10 protein-coding genes and 1 pseudogene are annotated in these 21,057 nt (G+C 30.0%); 10 read left to right on the plus strand and 1 reads right to left on the minus strand.

All coding sequences use genetic code 11. The features are described from left to right. Nucleotides 1–45: 45 nt before the first annotated feature. From sufC to K4897_RS06475, 6 genes are all read left to right on the plus strand, one after another. Nucleotides 46–804, plus strand: coding sequence for a Fe-S cluster assembly ATPase SufC (gene sufC, locus K4897_RS06450; RefSeq protein WP_019266689.1), 759 nt, complete (start codon nt 46–48; stop codon nt 802–804). Then, nucleotides 770–2,020 carry a SufD family Fe-S cluster assembly protein gene (locus K4897_RS06455; RefSeq protein ID WP_019264893.1) on the plus strand — a complete coding sequence of 417 codons (1,251 nt, stop codon included), beginning with the start codon at nt 770–772 and terminating at the stop codon, nt 2,018–2,020. Before sufC ends, K4897_RS06455 begins: the two co-directional genes overlap by 35 nt. A gap of 318 nt (nt 2,021–2,338) precedes the next feature. After that, nucleotides 2,339–2,764 (plus strand): hydrogenase iron-sulfur subunit, encoded by a 426-nt coding sequence (locus K4897_RS06460; RefSeq protein ID WP_004032932.1) that lies wholly within the window; start codon nt 2,339–2,341, stop codon nt 2,762–2,764. A 15-nt stretch (nt 2,765–2,779) separates the two neighbouring features. Further along, nucleotides 2,780–3,706 (plus strand): F420-non-reducing hydrogenase subunit G, encoded by a 927-nt coding sequence (locus K4897_RS06465; RefSeq protein WP_019264892.1) that lies wholly within the window; start codon nt 2,780–2,782, stop codon nt 3,704–3,706. Between the two features lies 1 nt (nt 3,707). Next, nucleotides 3,708–5,132 carry a Ni/Fe hydrogenase subunit alpha gene (locus K4897_RS06470; protein WP_019264891.1) on the plus strand — a complete coding sequence of 475 codons (1,425 nt, stop codon included), beginning with the start codon at nt 3,708–3,710 and terminating at the stop codon, nt 5,130–5,132. A 16-nt stretch (nt 5,133–5,148) separates the two neighbouring features. Beyond that, entirely contained in the window at nt 5,149–6,390 is a 1,242-nt protein-coding gene (locus tag K4897_RS06475; RefSeq protein WP_019264890.1) for a 4Fe-4S binding protein, read from the plus strand. Nucleotides 6,391–6,428: 38 nt separating this feature from the next. Here the strand turns inward: K4897_RS06475 and K4897_RS06480 are convergent, their stop codons facing one another. Further along, nucleotides 6,429–7,673: a dihydroorotase family protein gene (locus tag K4897_RS06480; RefSeq protein ID WP_019266688.1), complete on the minus strand. Its 1,245-nt coding sequence runs from the start codon at nt 7,671–7,673 to the stop codon at nt 6,429–6,431. Nucleotides 7,674–7,839: 166 nt separating this feature from the next. On the opposite strand from K4897_RS06480, the gene K4897_RS06485 reads away from it, so the two are divergent. The 4 genes and pseudogenes from K4897_RS06485 to K4897_RS06500 all read left to right on the plus strand — a co-directional run bounded on the left by K4897_RS06485 (nt 7,840) and on the right by K4897_RS06500 (nt 21,054). Next, nucleotides 7,840–10,470, plus strand: a complete 2,631-nt coding sequence (locus K4897_RS06485; protein ID WP_250415747.1) for an adhesin — start codon at nt 7,840–7,842, stop codon at nt 10,468–10,470. A gap of 232 nt (nt 10,471–10,702) precedes the next feature. Further along, nucleotides 10,703–15,417: pseudogene (locus K4897_RS06490) on the plus strand (Ig-like domain repeat protein). A gap of 184 nt (nt 15,418–15,601) precedes the next feature. After that, nucleotides 15,602–18,022 carry a right-handed parallel beta-helix repeat-containing protein gene (locus K4897_RS06495; RefSeq protein ID WP_004032939.1) on the plus strand — a complete coding sequence of 807 codons (2,421 nt, stop codon included), beginning with the start codon at nt 15,602–15,604 and terminating at the stop codon, nt 18,020–18,022. A 185-nt stretch (nt 18,023–18,207) separates the two neighbouring features. After that, nucleotides 18,208–21,054 carry a NosD domain-containing protein gene (locus K4897_RS06500; RefSeq protein ID WP_250415748.1) on the plus strand — a complete coding sequence of 949 codons (2,847 nt, stop codon included), beginning with the start codon at nt 18,208–18,210 and terminating at the stop codon, nt 21,052–21,054. Nucleotides 21,055–21,057 lie beyond the last annotated feature (3 nt).

The following is a 21,057-nucleotide window of genomic DNA, read 5'->3' on the forward strand; positions in this document are numbered from 1 at the left end:
GTAATAGTGTTGTATAATTTATGTCTTTTTAAATAAGGTGATAAGATGTTACTCGAAATTGAAAATTTGGCTGTGGAAGTGGCCGGCAAAAGAGTTTTGAAGGATATTAATCTTTCAATTGATGAGGGGGAGACTCATGTTCTTTTAGGCCCGAATGGTGCTGGTAAAAGTACATTGTTTTTAACAATTCTTGGTTTTCCACAATATAATGTAGTTAATGGAACAATTAAATTCAAAGGTAAAGATATTACTAATTTAACTACAGCTGAACGTGTCCAATTAGGAATTGGAGTAAGTTTCCAATCTCCACCATCTATTCGTGGAGTGTCAGTTCGTGATTTGCTTAAAATTGAATCTCATCAAGAAATTAATGAACCGTTAAATGCCAGAATGTTGGAATTGGCTCAAAAACTTAAATTTAATGATGAATTTTTAGACAGGGATGTTAATTTCGGATTTTCCGGAGGGGAAGTTAAACGTTCTGAAATTTTACAGTTACTTGCTCAAATGCCTGATTTCACTATGTTTGATGAGCCGGATTCCGGTGTGGATATTGAAAATGTTGAATTGATAGCTAGTGAAATTGGTACTTTACTTGATAAGGATTTAAAACATGATTCTAGAAAAAGAAGCGGTCTTTTAATTACTCATTTAGGTTATATTTTGAATTTTGTAAGTGCTGATAAAGCTCATGTTTTAATGGATGGTAAAATAGCTTGTTCAGGTAATCCTGCTGAGATTATTGAGGATATTAGGAAAGAAGGTTTCAATGGATGTGTTGAATGTGCGCAATGTATTAAATGATGCTGAAAGAGCTAAAGATAAAAAAGCTCCACTTGGTGTAGATGTTACAATTGAAAATTTTTCAGATGAAATTATAGATGGAATTGATCTTTTAGATGATTTGGATGATGTATCTAAAAAGACTAAGAATACTCTTTTAAAAGTTGGAGTAGATACAGAAGAAAAGGGAAGGTCAGGTTCATTTTTACAAGTTGATCAGTCTAATGTATTTACAAATAATTCAATGTCTGATTCAGTTGAAGTCATGAATATTGGTGTTGCTTTAGATAAATATCATTGGGTTAAAGATTATATGTGGAATGTTGTAAAACCTGATGCAGATAAATATACTGCTAAAACAGCTTTACGTGAAGAAAAAGACGGAATTAAAAGCGGATATTTTGTAAGGTCATTACCTGGAACTAAAGAGGTTTTCCCTGTACAGGCATGTATGTTTATTAGTGATGAAGATATTATGCAAACTGCCCATAATGTTATTATCGCTGAAGAAAACTCTGAACTGCATTTAATTACAGGATGTGCAACTGGTGAGGATATTTCATCTGCAATGCATGTTGGAGTATCTGAACTCTATGTAAAACCCGGTGCTAAAATAACTTTTACCATGGTTCATAATTGGGCAGAACAGGTGGAAGTACGTCCAAGAACAGGAATTAAGGTTGAAGAAAACGGTACATACTTAAATAATTATATTTTAACCAGTCCGGTCAATACTTTACAGTCTTATCCTACTGCTTATTGTGATGGTGCAAATTCCAGAGCAATTTTCCAAAGTATTCAGGGAGGTAAAAAAGATTCTGTTATTGATGTAGGTTCAAGAGCTTATCTTAACGCTCCCGGTGCAAGAGGAGAAGTTATTTCTCGTGCAGTATCTCAGGATGAATCTCAAATATTTGCTAGAGGACATTTAGCTGGAACTGTTCCTGAAGTTAAAGGTCATTTGGAATGTCATGGGTTGGTATTGTCTGATGACAGTATGATTTATGCTGTTCCTGAACTTGAGGCAAGTTCTGCAAATCTTGAAATGTCTCACGAAGCAGCAGTTGGAAAAATTGATGAAGACGAAATCAATTATCTGACTTCAAGAGGAATAACTGAAGAAGAAGCAGCTTCCATGATTGTAAGAGGTTTCTTAAGTATGGATATTACAGGACTTCCTGATGAATTAGCTGCCGATACTCAAAAAATGATTGATATGAGTGTAGATGGGATGTAATTCATCTTATTTTTCTTTTTTTTAAATTTTAACTTTTTTTATTAGCTTCTTAAAATCTTGTTTTATACTATATAAACTTTTTGGCTTTAAGTTCTAAGTAACCTTTATATTAATTATTATAGTAATATATTAATCAGTACGTTAATGTTATGCTGAGCTAGCTCATTAAGTACATAAAATTGTGAATTAAGGTAAAAAATTAAGGTATGACTAAATTTTTTGTCTTAAAGAAGAATTTAAAAAATTTTTTAAATTTGAATAATCTGGTTTGAAAATAATTTCAAATTAGTAAAAATATGATAGAGGAGGATAAACTCTATGGCTGATGATGTAAAAATTGTAATGTTTTGTTGCAACTGGTGTTCCTATGGAGGAGCAGACACAGCAGGTACTGCAAGGATGCAATACCCACCGAATATTAGAGTTATTCGTGTAATGTGTTCTGGAAGAATTGACCCACAATTTGTGTTAAAAGCATTTAAAGAAGGGGCAGATGGTGTATTTGTAGCTGGATGTCACATGGGTGACTGCCACTATGATGCTGGAAATTATAAGTTAGATCGTAGAATGAGATTAATCTACAAACTTGTTGAAGATATGGGAATTGGAAAAGAAAGAGTTCACCACGATTGGATTTCCGCATCCGAAGGTGAAAAATTCTCTGAAGCTGTTAAAATGATGGTTAACAGAATCAAAGAATTAGGTCCTGCACCATTAAAAGAACAATTAGATGCTGAAAACTAGATTGGAGGAGTTATTATGGCTGATAAAGTAAAAATAGGAACTATGTGGTTAGGTGGATGTTCCGGTTGCCACTTATCAATTGCTGATTTCCACGAATCTTTATTAGATGTTATGGAATTAGCTGATTTTGAATTCTCCCCTGTACTTATGGATACCAAATATGATGAAGTACCAGAATTAGATGTTCTCATCGTAGAAGGTGGAATTAGGAATGATGAAAACAGGGAATTAGCTGAAATGTTAAATGAAAAAGCAAAATTTGTTATTGCTTATGGAACTTGTTCATGTTATGGAGGAATTCCAGGACTTGGTAACTTATGGACTGTAGAAGAATTAGAAGAAGAAGCTTACATTAATTCATGCTCTACTGTTAATCCAGAAGGAATTATTCCTAATGAAGAAGTACCAGCTCTTGAAAGCAGAGTAAGACCATTAAGTGCAGCAATGGATATTGATTTAATTATTCCTGGTTGCCCACCTCGTTCTGATGTTGTAGCTGAAGCTGTTTTAACATTATTACGTGGAGAAACTATCGAATTACCTGCAACTAACCTTTGTGAAGTATGTCCTAGAGAAAAACCACCTGCTGGTTTAGCTATGGACTTCATTAAAAGACAATTTGAAGTTGGAGCTCCTGAAAAAGATTTATGTTTAATTTCCCAAGGTTTAGTTTGTATGGGTCCTGCAACTGTTTCCTTATGTGGAGCAGAATGTCCTTCTATTGGAATCCAATGTAGAGGATGTTACGGTCCTACTTCTAAAGTATTAGACCAAGGAGCAAAAATGATTAGTGCTATTGCATCTGATTATGGTGTCGACGAAGATAAAACTGTTGACCCTGAAGCTGTAGCAGATCAATTAGATGATATTGTAGGTACTTTCTACACTTACACATTACCTGCTGCTTTAGTCCCTATGAAAATGCAGAAAGGAGGAGAATAATATGGTAAAACTTACTATGGAGCCTGTAACACGTATTGAAGGTCACGCTAAAATTACTGTACAGCTCGATGATGATGGAAATGTAGTCGATACAAGATTACATGTTATGGAATTCAGAGGTTTCGAAAAATTCTTACAAGGTCGTCCAGTTGAAGAATTAGCTAGGATTGTACCAAGAATCTGTGGTATTTGTGATGTTCAACACCACTTAGCAGCTGCAAAAGCAGTTGACCAAATTTTCGGTTTCGAAGATGAAAAAATCTTACCAACAGCATATAAAATGAGAGAAATTATGAACTGGGGTTCATTTATGCACTCCCACGCACTTCATTTCTACTTCTTAGCTGCTCCTGATTTAATCATCCCTGATGGAACCAGAAAAACCAGAAATGTTTTCCAAATTATTAAAGATCAACCTGAAATTGCACTTCAAGCAATTGAACTTAGGAGAAATGGTTTAGAAATTGTAAGAAAAATCGGTGGTCGTCCAATTCACCCAACTTCCTCTACTCCTGGAGGTATTTCTACTGAATTAGATGATGAAACTCAAAAAGATTTATTACAAAGAGCTCAAAGGAACGTAGAATTAGCACAAGCTACTCTCGACTTAGCTAAACCTATTTTTGAAGAAAAAATGGATTTAGTCAAATCTTTAGGTTACTTTGGTGACACCAGACACTGTGGTCTTGTAAATGATGGTGTATGGGATGTTTACAATGGTGATGTAAGAATAAAAGATGTTGATGGTAGTATCTACACTGAATACAAAAACTTAGAATACAAAGATGTTGTTGCTGAACATGTAAAACCTTACTCTTGGTTAAAATTCCCTTACATTAAAGAATTAGGATATCCTGAAGGTATTTACAGAGTAGCACCATTATCCAGGATTAACGTTGCTGATAAAATGCCAGATGCAGCACCTCTTGCACAAGCTGCATTTGAAGAATTCCATGACAAATTTGGATATGCACAAGCACCATTATTATTCCACTGGGCAAGACTTATTGAATTATTAGCATCTGCTGAATGTGCTGCTGATGCATTAGATCAAGATTTATCTGGTCCAAAATTCCCAGAAGAATTAGAAAGAACTGCTGGTGAAGGTGCAGGTATTGTAGAAGCTGCTCGTGGTACTTTAATACACAACTATGCATGTGATGACAATGGTTTAGTAACTGAAGCTAACATTGTTGTAGCTACTATCCAAAACAACCCAGCTATGGAAATGGGTATTCAACAAGTAGCTAAAGATTACATCAAACCTGGTGTAGAAGTAGACGATAAAATATTCAACTTAATGGAAATGGTTATCAGAGCATACGACCCATGTTTATCCTGTGCAACTCACACTATGGATAGCCAAATGAGATTAGCTGAAGTAGATATTGTAGACAGTGAAGGAAACATCATTAAAAAATTCTAATTGAGGGGTTTTAATAATGATAGTATTTAATGAAGATGGCTGTATCAGGTGTGGTGCTTGTGAAGGTACCTGCCCAACCTCAGCTATTGATGTAACACCTACTTCCATTATTCACTGTGATACTTGTGGAGGAGAACCAAAATGTGCTGATGTTTGTCCTGAAGGCGCATTAAAAGTAGAAACATATTCTATTGCAGAAGGGGCTGAAGATCAAGTAAGATTAGTATTTAACTCTACTTTATGTAATTCCTGTGGTAAATGTGCCGAAGCTTGTCCGCAAGACACTATTAAACTTACTGGAAACGATTTAATGGAAGTTGAAGGTTTCTGTGTAATGTGTCAAAAATGTGTAAACATCTGTCCTGTTGATGTAATTGGTATTCCTGGTATTGTAGAACCTAAAGGCGAAGTTATTGACCTTGAAGGTAAAGGACCTATTTACATTAATGATTGTGTAGGTTGTGGAACCTGTGTAGATCCATGTCCTGTTAGTGCAATTACTCTTGATGAAATTGGTGGAACCATTTCAATAGCTGATGATGTTTGTATTAAATGTGGTTTATGTTCACAAACCTGTCCTTGGAATGCAGTATTTATTTCTGAGAAAAAACCTGCAAAACGTGCTAAAACCATTAATTCCTTCGATTTAGAATTATCTAAATGTATTGGATGTAATACTTGTGTTGAAGCATGTCCTGGTGACTTTATTAAAGCTAATGCTGCAAACTTGTCTGTATTAATTCCAGATGCATGTGCTGCATGCCAATTATGTATAAAACTCTGTCCTACTGATGCATTAAGTATGGATGTTGAATGGGCTGACGGAGTTCCTGCAGATACTGAAGGATTAGGTTATGATGCTGAAAAATGTGACTTTGTTGGTGCATGTGCTAATAAATGTCCTACTGAAGCAATTCGTGTAGTAACTAAAACTGGTATGTTATGTCCTGCATTAGAAGAAACAGATGCTGAACCATCTTTTGCAAGTTGTATTAGATGTGGAGCATGTGCTGCAGTCTGTTCCAATAATGCTTTATCTGTTGGTTCAATAGAAAAAGTTATTGATGGTGAAACTGTAACTAGAGACAGGATAGAATTTAACCCATATAAATGTGACGAATGTGGTGACTGTATCGAAGCATGTCCATACAATATGCTCCATGCAACAGGTAATGAAAAATTCCCAATTATGGGATTCTGTACCTTATGTGGTCAATGTATCGAAGCATGTCCTAAAAACGCATTATATGATGCATAGGTGTATCAACACCTTTTCATCATTTTTCTTTTTTTTAATTATAACTTATTCATTATTGTTTTACCGTTTTTTATGGTCATTACTGCTTCGCCAGTATATTCCTGACCGTCAAATGGTGAATATTTGGCTTTTGTTTTGAAATTTTCAATATTGAATTTGCCTTCTTTTTTCAAATCGATAACTGTAAAATCAGCATCTTTCCCGATTGATATTGATCCTTTATTTTTTAAATTGTAAACTTTAGCTGCATTTTTGGATAATATTTTTGGAATTAATTTTAAATCAAGATTTCCTTTGTTTACCTGTGTTAACAAAAGAGATACTACAGTTTCTAATCCGGGAATTCCTGGTGAAGAACTCCAAACTCCCTGATTTTTATCTTCAAGTGTATGTGGAGCATGGTCTGTTCCAATAATTGTGTTTTCATCAATGTCACTTATGTTTATTTTATCTTTTGCCTCTCTTAATGGGGGGTTTGTTTTTATCATTGTGCCGTAAGTATTGTATGTACTGTTGTCTAATAATAAATGATGTGGTGTAAATTCATAGCTTACATTATTGGATTTAGCTAAATTTAGTGATTTTTTAGAGCTTAAATGACAAATATGTAAATTTAAATTATTTGCACTAGCTAGTTCAATAGCCTGTTTTACAGATTCATCTTCTGCTTTAGCAGGTCTGGCATAACTGTAATCAATTGGAATATTTTCTTCTTTTTGTTTTAATCTACTGATTTCCTTTTTTATAATAGCTTTATTTTCACAATGCACTGCTACAAGGCCGTTATATGAAGTAGTTTTTTTTAAAGTTCCCAAATCTTCAAATATCCCTTCTAAAGTTTCATCATTTTCCAAATCCATAAATATTTTAAAGGATATTGGATTTAAGCTAATCATTTTTTCCATTTCTTCTAAAGTATTCCAACCTGCCTGAAGCTCATAATTTACAATGCTTTTTTTATCAGCAATGGCTATTTTTTCTTTTAGGGCTTTGTATGTGTTTGTTTTAGGGATAGTATTTGGCATATCTATAACTGTTGTAAATCCTCCATTAGCTGCACTTTCACTGCCTGTTTTGAAATCTTCTTTTTGTGTTAATCCGGGATCTCTAAAATGAACATGGGGGTCAATAAATCCCGGGAGAAGTAGTTTTCCATTAATATCAATTTTTTTACCACCTTCAAATGGAATTTTGGATATTTTAGCTATTTTTCCATTTTTAATTCCAACATAAAAATTTCCAATTTTATTTATTAATTTACAGTTTTCAATTATTGTATCCATTTTATCCCTCCTTTAGTTTAGTTTGGTGTTTTAAGTTAATATTTGTTTAGTTGTTTATATTTTATTAAAAAGTTTTAAATATATTACATTTTAATAATTTAATTAATAGTCAATTTTTCTTTAATTTTTCATTGACTATCATGGAATTAAATGGAGGTGAAAAAAGATGAACTTTAAATTAAAGATTTTGCTTTTAGGATTGTTATTTGTTTTATGTGTTAATTCAGTTTCTGCAGTTGATTCTTTGAATAATATGACTTTAGATGATAATGTTATCTTGGAGGATTCTGATTATGTTGTTGATGAAACCATTTTAATTGATGGGGATGTTTCAATCAGTTCTGAAAATGGTGCTGTTATTTCAGCTAATAATGAAAATAGTATTTTTAATGTTTCGGGTAATTCTAAGTTAACTTTATCTAACTTGAATTTAACTGATGCTAAAGGAGTAAATGGTGGTGCTATTTACAATGAAGGTACTTTAATATTAAATAATTGTAGTTTTATAAATAATAAAGCAACTTTTGGTGGCGCTATTTACAATAATGGAACGATTATTTTAAATAACTGTACTTTTAAAGCCAATGTTGCTTCAGTCAGTGGTGGGGCTGTATATAATCTTCAGGATGATTTAACTATTCAAGATTCCACTTTCATTGGAAATTATGCAAAAATTAAAAATGGTATTTTACAGGGAGGAGCAATAGCTAATTATGCCAATAATTTAACTGTTGACAACTGTTCTTTTGTAAAAAATCATCTATTTAATACTAACTGGTATAAAAACGGAAAAATGTATGGTGGAGCTATTTATAACTGTGGAGATAATTTATTAGTTAGAAATTCTAAATTTATTAAAAACTATATTTATGGGTACACAGACAATATGAATAAAAATGTGGATTTATCTGATAAATATGGAGGTGCTGTTTACTCAAATGCAACTGTTTCAACTTTTATAAATAATGAATTTGATTCAAATGAAATATATGCTATGTTATCTTCTTATGTTACTAAAAAAATAAATTTAAGTAATAAAGGTATAGCTAGTGCTATTTCAGCATATAATAAAGTATTCATAATTAATAATACATTTTCAAATAACTCTGCTGCTGTTGCTCCTATAGATATTGATGATGGTGAAGGTTGTCTTATTTTAAATAATACTTTTATTAATAATAATGCACGTTCCCTTGCACAATCCATGTGGCTTAGTGGAAATAATATGATTATTAGTGGAAATACTTTTTATAGAGATGGGAATGCTACTGATAAAGGTTATTTTGAAGATCCTAATTATTGGGAAGTTTATGAGATTTTAATTCTTGATGGAGTAAATAATACAATTGCCTTTAATTATTTCGAAAATTCTAATGGTATTCATTATCTTAATCCTACTGGTGAAGACAAAACTGCGAATTTAACTATTAGTAATAATATATTTAATAATTCCAGGAAATCTATTTCTGTAGAACATGGAAATAATGTGGATATAACTTCAAATATATTTATAAATTCAAATTATGCAATTGATACTTACACTGGAAGATATGTTAATATTAAAAATAACTATTTCTATGGTGGAGGTCCTGATGGTAATTCTCATAAGGGGTATGTTGATATAAATTCTCATTTCACTGTTATTTCAGGAAATGTCTTTAGAAAAGTAGGTAATAATGATAGTTTAGGTCCTATAATTTCTATTAAAGTAAGGGATAATATTACAATTACTGGTAATGCTTTCATTGAAAATACTGTTGCACATGGTAATGGAATTATTCATTCATTATTCGGTGGATTTTATTATATTGATGGTATAACTGATGTTGATGGTCCTTTAGGTAATGTTGAAGTTAATAATAATTATTTTGCAAATAATTCTCTTAATGATGGAGCGTTATTTGATTCTGTAGCTTCAAAAATTAACATTGTCCGAAATATTATTGAAAATAATGATGGTTTAATAATTTTAGCTAATGACACATATTACCAAATTCAATATATGAATTTCACGGATAATGAAATTAAAGATTTCACTGGAAATATTGGGGATTATATTTATCTTTATAATTCCAAAAATTTCAACGGATCTGATAATAAAAAATACACAGGAGAAAGTAGCTCCTTTATAGATAAAATATTTGATTTTATTAAAGATTTATGGGATGACTTTTTCAAAGGTAAAGATTCTATTAAAGATCCAACTAAAGTTGATGATAATAAGAATATAAGTAATTCTACATCTGAAATTACTAATAATACTGATGTTGATAATTCTACAACTAACATTACGAATAATACTGAAATTAATAATACAAATGTAAGTAATTCTACATCTAACAACACAGAAATTATTGATAATACTACAAATACAGATAATTCCACATCTGATGTCAATAATAACACAACCATTCCAGATAATAATACTTCTGAAGATAATACTAAAAAAGATGATTCTACATCTGAAGATAATAGTAAAAATACGGAATTTGATAATAATGCTACAGACTCAGATAGTGATTCTGATGTTGGTGATAGTTTAAATATGTTGCCTTCATATAGTCACAGTGATAAAACTAATGATGAAAATCCTAGCGAATCCAAATCTGCAAAATCAAATGTTGGTGCAGGTCAATCTAGTCCACGTTCACCTGGTGCTTCTTCTTCACCAGAAGCTCATGAAATTGTAAAATCCAATGTTTCTAAAAATATTAATGATAATAATTATTTGATATTTTTTATCGTGGTTATTGTGGTTATATTTGCATTGTTAGTTGTTGGATATAAGAAAAAATAATTTTTAAAATTTTTCAATGAGGTTTTTATTTCCTCTTTTTTTTAAATAGTTTGTTTTTTTATAATACAATTTAAGTATATCTGTTGTAAATAACTTATTTTTGTTTAATTTTACTTCTCTTTTTTTGAAAATATATATTTAAATAATTTAATAACTATATTGAAATATGTCAAAATTATTTTATTTTTCTACAAATATTTTTGATTATATATAAAATGGAGGATTTGTATTAATGAATTTTAAATATTTAATATTCTTATGTTTAATGTTCATTGTTTCAATTGGTGCTGTAAGTGCTGCAGATGATGTAAATAATACTGTAGATAATACAGTTGATGCAGATACAGCAATAAATAGTGTATCAGTTGATTCAGTTATTATGGATAGTCCTATTTATGCAAATAATGCTAAGGAATATACAATAACAAATGATAATTATGAAAACTATTTTGATAATGAAACTGGTGATATATTAGATACTGCTCCTTTTAATAATGGGGATGTTTTAAAAATTGATAATGTATCAGATAAATGTTTCGTAATAAGTAAAAATTTAACTATTTTGCCTGCTGGGGCTAATACTACTTTTACAAATGTAGGATTTAATTTTGTTCCTGGAAGTGAAGGTTCTATTGTAAATGGAGTAACTATTAATAATACTGTTGGTAAATGGAGTAATAATGATGCTGTATTTTTAATACCTATTTTAATTCAGCATACTAAAAATATCACAGTTATTAATTCCAATCTTTATTCATCAGCAAGTACTGTACCAGCTCCAAATAATGTTGTTTATATGGTAAATGCATCTTATTGTAATATTAGAAATAATACTATTTCTCAATCTTCAGGTAAAGTGCCTGTGAATATTGTTTCATCAAGCTATAATAATATAACTGATAATAAGATGTATTCTAAATCTGCAAATGTTATTTTTGTTGGATTAGGTTTTTCATCTCTTGCTGTAGCTGGTATTAGTGAAGGTAACTTATTTAAAAATAATATTCTTGATGGAAATGGTATAAGTAGTGCAATGTGTTATGCTATTAAATTACAAGGTAATTCAAATGTTGGTAAAACTATTGGTCAAAATACATTTATAGGAAATACTATATCTAATGCATATGATGGTATTTATATTCAAGATGATGTAAATGGTACAACTATAATAAACAATACTTTTATTAATGTAAGAACAGGTATAGAAATGGTTCATCAAAGAGCAGTTGTTGAAAAAGCATATATTTACGGTAATAATATAACTGCAACTACTGATGCTATTGTAATTACAAGAGGATCTGCAACAATTGAAGATAATGTAATTAATGCTGGAAATAGGGGAATATTTTTAAAACCATTTTCTTCTGATTTATTAATTTTAAATAATCATGTTGTTGCTAGAGGACAATATGCTGTATGGTCTGATAGTAGGAGTAATAATGTAACTGTTATGGGTAATTATCTTGTTTCTAGTTCATTTAAAGGAGATAATGCTGTTAAAGCTAAAGATAAAAGTAAAGTATCTGGCAATGGACCTTTGGATATTAATGTTGCTATAGATGCAGACATAACTAAAAATGCTACAGCTACTATTAAACTTTCACCTATGGTTAATGGTACTATAACTATTAGCTTCAATGGAAAAATAGAAACTATTGATTTTAATGGTTCAGGATCTCTTGTTTATGATTTAGGATTATTAGAATTTGGAGAACATAATATTACTGTAACTTATAATGGTAATAATAATTTTAATGGCACTACTGTTACTAAAACTTTCTTTGTTGATAAAATCAATACTGGAATTAAACTTGTTGTAGGTAATATTAATGTTGATGAAACTGCAGTAATTAATGTAACACTTACTCCTGGAATAAATGGAACAGTAAAAGTTGTTGTAAATGGTCAAACTTATAATGTAGCTATTAAAAATGGTATAGGAACTTTAGAAGTAAAATGGTTAAAAGCAGGTAAATATGATGTGTCTGCTTACTTCACAGGTCAAAATTATTATAAAGACTCATTTGCTTCAGCATCATTTAGTGTGAATAAATTAAACCCAGTCCTTAGTATTAATGCTAGTTCTATTAACTGTGGCGAAGATGTTATTATTAATGTGTCTTCATCTGTATATTCTATAGAAGTTGAATTAGTTATTCGTTTAGACAATTCAAATTATTATAGATATGATTCTTTCTATATATATGGTCAAGAATCAAGAAAAATATCTGATTTGCCTGCAGGAAGTTATTTGGTTCAATTTATTGCACCGGAAGACACTAAAAATAATAGAGCACAAACTACAGTTCGTTTCACAGTATCCAAATTAGCTTCTTCTGTTGCAGTTGATGTTAAAGATATTGTTGTTGGTGAGGATGCTGTTATTGGTGTGTCTGTTCCAGGTATTGTTTCTGGTGTAGTTAATGTTACTGTTAATGATGAATCTTATGATGTAGCTATTGTTGATGGTAAAGGAACTTTAACTATTTCTAATTTAGTTGCTGGTGACTATAATATTAGTGCAAGCTACTTAGGAGATGACAAATATTTATCAAGCAGTAATTCTACTAAATTTACCATATCTAAATTAGCTTCTTCTGTTGCAGTTGATGTTGATGATATTGTTGTTGGTGAGGATGCTGTTATTGGTGTGTCTGTTCCAGGTATTGTTTCTGGTGTAGTTAATGTTACTGTTAATGGTAGGTCTTATAATGTTGCTATTGTTGATGGTAAAGGTGTTTTAATTATTTCTAATTTGGCTGCTGGTGATTATGCAGTTGATGTGAATTATGCGGGAGATAATAAATATTTACCAAGTAGTAATTCTACTAAATTCAGTATATCTAAATTACCTTCATCTGTTCTTGTTAATGTTAAAGATATTGTTGTTGGTGAAGATGCAGTTGTTAATGTGGTTTTACCTGATGATGCTACTGGTAGTGTTACTATAACTGTTAATGGTAAAGATTATGTAGTTGATGTTAAATATGGTGTTGCTAATATTGCTATTTCTGATTTAGCTAAAGGAAACTACAATGTTTCTGTAAAATACTCTGGTGATGGCAAATATTTACCTAGTGAAAATGCTACTCACTTTGATGTTGTAAAAGCATCTGAATATAATGTGACTATTATTATTGATGTTGGTGATATTGTTGTTGGTGAGGATGCTGTTATTGGTGTGTCTGTTCCGGATATTGTTTCTGGTGTAGTTAATGTTACTGTTAATGGTAGGTCTTATAATGTTGCTATTGTTGATGGTAAAGGTGTTTTAATTATTTCTAATTTGCTGCTGGAAATTATAATGTTAATGTAAATTATGCTGGTGATAATAAATATTTACCAAGTAGTAATTCTGCTAATTTCACAGTATCAAAAGTTTCATCTAGTGTGATTGTTGATGTTGGTGATATTGTTGTTGGTGAGGATGCTGTTATTGGTGTGTCTGTTCCGGATATTGTTTCTGGTGTAGTTAATGTTACTGTTAATGGTAGGTCTTATAATGTTGCTATTGTTGATGGTAAAGGTGTTTTAATTATTTCTAATTTGGCTGCTGGTGATTATGATGTTAATGTGAATTATGCGGGAGATAATAAATATGTAGCAAGCAGTAATTCTACTAAATTTACCATATCTAAATTACCTTCTTCTGTTCTTGTTAATGTTGATGATATTGTTGTTGGTGAAGATGCAGTTGTTAATGTGGTTTTACCTGATGATGCTAATGGTAATGTTACTATAACGGTTAATGGTAAAAATTATGTGGCTGTTGTTAAATATGGTGTTGCTAGTGTTACTATTTCTGATTTAGCTAAAGGAAACTACAATGTTTCTGTAAAATACTCTGGTGATAACAAATATTTACCTGGTGAAAATACTACTCAGTTCAGTGTTGCAAAAGTATCTGATTATAATGTGACTGTTGATATTGTGGATATTATTGAGGGTGAGAATGCTACTGTGACTGTGGTTGTTCCTGATGATGGAACTGGTGAAGTTATAATTACTATTGATGGTAAAGAGTATAAAGGTAGTGTTGATAATGGTGTTGCTAAAGTTGTTATCCCTGATTTAAAAGAAGGAACATATAAAGTTGTCACATTCTACACTGGAGACAATAAATATGATTCTATGATTGTTAATGGAACTATAACAGTTAATAAAAACACTAAAACCACCTTAACAATGGACGATGTTGTAAAATACTTCAAAGGTGCTCAAAATCTCACAGCTAAACTAGTTGACGCATTTGGAAACCCAATAGCTAACGCAACTATTTACTTCACAGTAAACGGCAAAGTTTATGCTAAAACAACTGATAAAAACGGTACAGCTTCCATGGGTATCGGATTAGTTCCTAACGAATACAAAGTAAATGCTGTATTTAACGGAACCAAAGATTATGATAAAGCAACAGCTAATGCAACAGTAACAGTTAAAAACACTGTATTAGGAAATGACACTACATTATACTTCTGCAACGGAACAAAATATGTAGCTAAATTCTTAGACAGCAACGGAAAAGCATTAGCAAACACGACTGTAAAATTCAACATTAACGGTGTGTTCTACACCCGTGTAACTGATGAAAACGGTACAGCTAGTTTAACTATCAAATTAGATCCAAAATCATATGTTATAACAGCTTACAACCCAGCAACCGGTGAAGAAAGAGCTAACAACATAACTGTCATGCCAACTTTAATAACTAAAGATCTCTCTATGAAGTTCCAAGATGGTTCTAAATTTAATGTAACTATTCTTGATGGTCAAGGTAAACCTTTAGCTAATCAAAATGTAACATTCAATGTAAATGGTGTATTCTACAACAAAGTTTCAGGTGCTGATGGTGTTGCAAGTTTAAATATAAATTTAAATGCAGGTAAATACATTATTACTTCAATGTGGAATGGTTATCAAGTTGGAAACAATATTACAATTGCTTAAGGGAATTTAATATTCTCTTAATTTTCTTTTTTTATATTATTTATTTGGTCTTTTTATCTTCTTTTTTTTAAATATGATATTTTTATTATTCATATAAAAGTTTTAAATATGGTGTAGTTTAATAGATTAATTGATAGTCCTATTTATTTGACTATTTATGAATTTAAATGGAGGTGAAAAGTAAATGGATTGTAAATTAAAATTTTTATTTTTAGGATTGTTGTTTGTTTTGTGTATTAATTCAGTTTCTGCAGTTGATTCTTTGAATAATATGACTTTGGACAGTAATGTTGTCTTAGATGATTCTAATTATATTGTTGATAATACTATTTTAATTGATGATGATGTTTCAATTAGTTCTGAAAATGGTGCTACTATTTCAGCCAATAATAAAAATACTATTTTTAATATTTCTAGTAATGGTAAGTTAACTTTATCTAACTTGAATTTAACAAATGCTAAAGGAATCAATGGTGGTGCTATTTACAATGAAGGTACTTTAATATTAAATAATTGTACTTTTGTAAATAATAAAGCAACTTTTGGTGGTGCTATTTACAATAATGGGACCATGATTTTAAATAATTGTACATTTGAATCTAACACGGTTTCAGTTAGTGGTGGAGCCATATATAATCTTCAAGATAATTTAATTATTCAAAATTCCTATTTTGCTAATAATTTGGGAACTATCAGAAACGGTGAATTAAAAGGTGGAGCAGTTTTTAATAGTGGATTTAATTTAAAAGTTATTAATTCTAAGTTTGTTCATAATGGATTGTATAATAAAGATTGGTATGAAAATGGAATTCAATATGGCGGAGCTATTTATGATTGTGGTGGAAATTTAACTGTTGGAAATTCTGTTTTTGGTAAAAATTTTATTTATGGTTATACTAAAAATCAGGGTACGCAATTAAATTGGAAATATGCATCTGCAATTTACACAATATCTCCAGAATCTACACTTATAAATAACTTATTTGATTCTAATGAGATATACTCAATGGCATCTTCTTATTTGAAACTTAAAATATCAAATGAGGGTCTTTCTTCTGTTTATACCTTAAAAGTAACAGCTATTAATAATACTTTTTTAAATAATAGTGCTTATAATCCTGTATTATATATTGTAGGTAATAATAGTTATATTGCAAATAATTATTTCTTAAATAACAGTGCATCAAAACATAGTTTAGGTATATCTATTTATGTTCGTGGTCATAGTACAGTATTTTTCAATAATACTTTTATTAATAATACTGGTGGAAATAAAATGTTGGATGGTGCTAATATTTTCATTTCTAAAGGAGGGCATGAAGTTATTGAATATAATTATTTTGAAAATGGTAATGGAATTGCTTATGAAGGATTTTTAGAGGCATTCCCAGAAAACTATGTTACTGAGGAGTCTAATGTAACTATTAGGAATAATATATTTAACAATTCTTTCATAGGAATATATTTACATAATGCTAGTATGGTGAATATAGACAGTAATATATTTATTAATAATAGTATGGGTATTCATACATATATTGGAAATGATCTTAATATTACAAATAATTATTTTAAAGGTGGAAATTCAGTTAATTTTGGAACTGGAATTGATTTAAATACAAATAGGACTTTAATTAAAGGAAACATATTTGATGGTTTGAAGTCTAATATGGGTGATATTAAAGGATCATGTGGCGGAATAATTTTCATCAAATCTCATTATGATGATGAGGTTGTAATTGAAGGAAATTTCTTTATAAATAATGAAATTTTTAATAGATCAGGATTGATATCTGCATCAATGCCTACAGTTAAAGTTTCAAATAACTATTTTGGTAATAATACTCTTAATGGAGGCAGTGTCTTTGATTTAGATAATTCTAAGTTTGAAATTATTGGAAATATTATTGAAAATACTATGGGATTATTATTTAAAACAGACAGTGATTTCTATTACTTTAATGATGTTATATTTGGTGAAAATCAAATTACAGATTACACTGGAAATATCCAAGATTATACTCAATTTAAAAATAATGCTTCTACTTTAAAAGATTATGCAAATGAAAAATATGGAGATGATAGTAATCCTATTTTTGATATGATTCAAGAGATTATTAAAAATATTTTCGATTCTTTTAATAAAAAATATCAACCTCCTGTGGAAGATAAACCATCTAATAGTACTGATGTTCCTGATAATTCTACTGTTGTAGATAATAGTACTTCTAATGGTACTGATATCTCAGATAATTCTACTTCTGAAAACAATAATAAAAATCACAATGAGGATAATATTGAAAGTAATTCTACTGATTCAAGTATTAATTCTGATGTTGATGATATTTTAGACAAATTAACTTCATCTAAAGAAACTCCTGGGTGTGATAGTGGAAATCCTATTGAATCTAAATCTACAAAATCAAATGTTGGCGCTGGTCAATCTATTCCAATTTCAAATAGTCATTCTTCTTCACCAAAAGCTCATGAAATTGAAAAAAGCAATGTTTCTAAAAATATTGAAAATAATAATTATTTAATTCTTATTATTGTAGTTATTATAGCTATATTTGCATTACTTGCTATTGGATATAAGAAAAAATAATTTTTAAACCTTTTTTTATTTTTTTTTAGTCACATTAACTAATATGTTTAACATGGCAATATATCTGTTTTTTTATTGTTTTATCAGTGAGTTTAAATATATTAAGTTCAATATATTAAATTGTCAAAAATAGTTGATATTTTTACTAATATTTTTGATTAAATTAAAATGGAGGAAATTCATTAATGAATTTTAAATATTTAATGATATTGTCTTTAATGTTTATCATTTCAATTGGTGCTGTAAGTGCTGCTGAAGATGTAAACAGCACTGTTGAATCAATTAATATTGATGATATTCCTGTAGATTCAATTATTATGGATGGTCAAATTGGTACTAATGATAATAATGAATATACAATAACAAATGACAATTATGAAACATATTTTAATAATATGACTGGTGATATATTAGAAGATGCTCCTTTCAGTGAAGGGGATGTTTTAAAATTTGATAATGTATCTGATAAATATTTTGTAATAAATAAAAACTTAACTATCTTGCCTGCTGGTTCAAATATTACTTTAACTAATGTTGGTTTTAATTTTGTTCCAGGAAGTGAAGGTGCAACTGTTGATGGTATTACTATTGAAAATAATGTTACACAATGGGTGAATAATAATAAGATTCAGTTAATACCAATTTTAATTCAACATACTAAAAGTATAAATGTTATTAATTCTTATGTTCACTCATCAGCAAACTTTGCTATTGCTTTAGCAAATGCAACATATTGTAATATTAGAAATAATACTTTAAGTACAATAAAAGAAAATCCTGGTATGTTTGGAGGTAAATCTACTTTTTTAGTAGTTGCATCAAGTTATAATAATGTATCTAATAATAATATACTTTCTGCTTCTGCTAATCTTATTTATTTCTTATACTCAGTTCCAGGTGTTACATTAACTTCTGGTATCAGTGAGTTTAATGTATTTGAAAATAATTATTTAAATGGAACTTCTGGTATGAGTAGTGCAATGTGCTGGGGTATTAGAATAATGGCTAATGATAAATATGCTGTTGGTCAAAACACATTTACTGGTAATTTAGTATCTGATGCAATGAAATGTGTCAGTATTCAAGGTAATGTGGAAAAAATAATTTTAACTGGCAACACTTTTGTTAATACAAAAACTGCAATTGAGGTAGGATCTACTAGGAGTAATGCTACATTTATCATTGAAGGTAATACTATAAACTCAGATTATATTGGAATTTTGCTTGGAAAAGAAACTGCAGTAATTGAAAAGAATATGATTAATGCTACTGGTTATGGAATTCAAATTAATGGAGCAAACAATGCTACTGTTTTCGATAATTTAGTTATTTCTGATAAAGATTATGGTATATATGTTTCTGCAGGTACCAATAATTCTATAACTAACAATTATATTATTTCTAAAACTTATTATGGAAATAATGCAGTTACTACAAAAATCAATGATACTATAATAGAAAACAACACTCCTACCGGAGCTTCTATTGATGTAGATGTAATTGCTAATATAAATGAAAATGCTACAATTAAAATTAATGTTTTACCATTTGATGCTTATGGTAATGTAACTATTAAGTTTAATGGAAAATCTGAAACTATTAATTTCAATGCTTCACAAACTATTGTTCATGATTTGGGAGTTTTAGGTGCTGGAGATTATAATGTTACTGTAATTTATAATGGTAATGCTAAATATAACTCAACCAACATTACTAAAACTTTTTCAATCGGTAAAATTTCTGATTATAATATAACTTTAAACAACACTGAAATCATTGCTGGTGAGAATTCAACTCTTGTTATAATTTTACCTGAAGATGCAACTGGTGTTGTCAATGTTACTATTGGAAAAGATTCATACAAAGTAAATGTAACTGGTGGAGTAGCTACTGTAAAAATCAACTCTTTAATTGCTGGTGATTACAAAGTAAATGTTACCTATTCAGGAGATAAAACTTATGAGGTTTCTAATAATGTATTTAATTTAACTGTTACTCCAATGAAAGTTGATTTAAACATTTCAGATATTGTGATGATTTATCATGATGGTACTAAAATGGTTGCTGTTTTAACTGATATTAAAGGCAATCCTATAGCTAATGCTACTGTATACTTTACTATTAATGGTAAAACTTATGCTAAATCTACTGATGCTAACGGTACTGCTTCTATGGGACTTAATTTAGTGTCTGGTGTATATGGAACTACTGTTTCATATAATGGTTCAGAAGTGTATAATAATGTATCTAAAAACATTACTGTAACTATTAATCCGACAATTGTAGCTGATGATTTGGTTAAAATGTATCAAAATGATACCAGATTCCATGCTAAATTCACTGACAGCACTGGAAAAGCACTGGCTAACACAGAAATCAGATTTAATATTAATGGTGTTTTCTATACCAAAAAGACTGATAAAGATGGTATGGCTGATTTAGGCATTATGTTAAGACCTGGATCTTACATTTTAACTGCTTACAACCCTGTAACAGGTGAAGAAAAAGGATTTAACATAACTGTAAAATCATTAATCATGCAAAACGATTTAACCAAATATTACTTAAATGCTTCCAGATTTGAAGCAACTGTCTACAACAAAGACGGATCTTTAGCAGTAAACAAGAATGTAACCTTTAACATCAACGGTGTGTTCTATCACAAAAAAACAGATGAAAATGGTGTTGCAAGCTTAGGAATCAGTTTAAGACCAGGAAACTATACCATTACAACAATGTATGACGGATTGGATATTGGAAACAAAGTCACTGTCTTACCAACTTTAGTAACAAAAGATCTCTCCATGAAGTACCTTGACGGCAGCAATTTCACTGCTTTAACTTTAGATGGTCAAGGTAAACCATTAGCTAACCAAAATGTATCATTTAACGTAAATGGTGTATTCTATCACAAAGTTACTAATAAAGATGGTATTGCAAGCTTAGGAATCAGATTAATGAGCGGCGAATACATCATAACTTCCTACTGGAATGACTTCCAAACAGGAAACACAATAAAAATCAGTTCTTAAAGA

The sequence above is a fragment of the Methanobrevibacter sp. TLL-48-HuF1 genome (genome assembly GCF_023617305.1).
Classification (GTDB): domain Archaea; phylum Methanobacteriota; class Methanobacteria; order Methanobacteriales; family Methanobacteriaceae; genus Methanocatella; species Methanocatella intestini.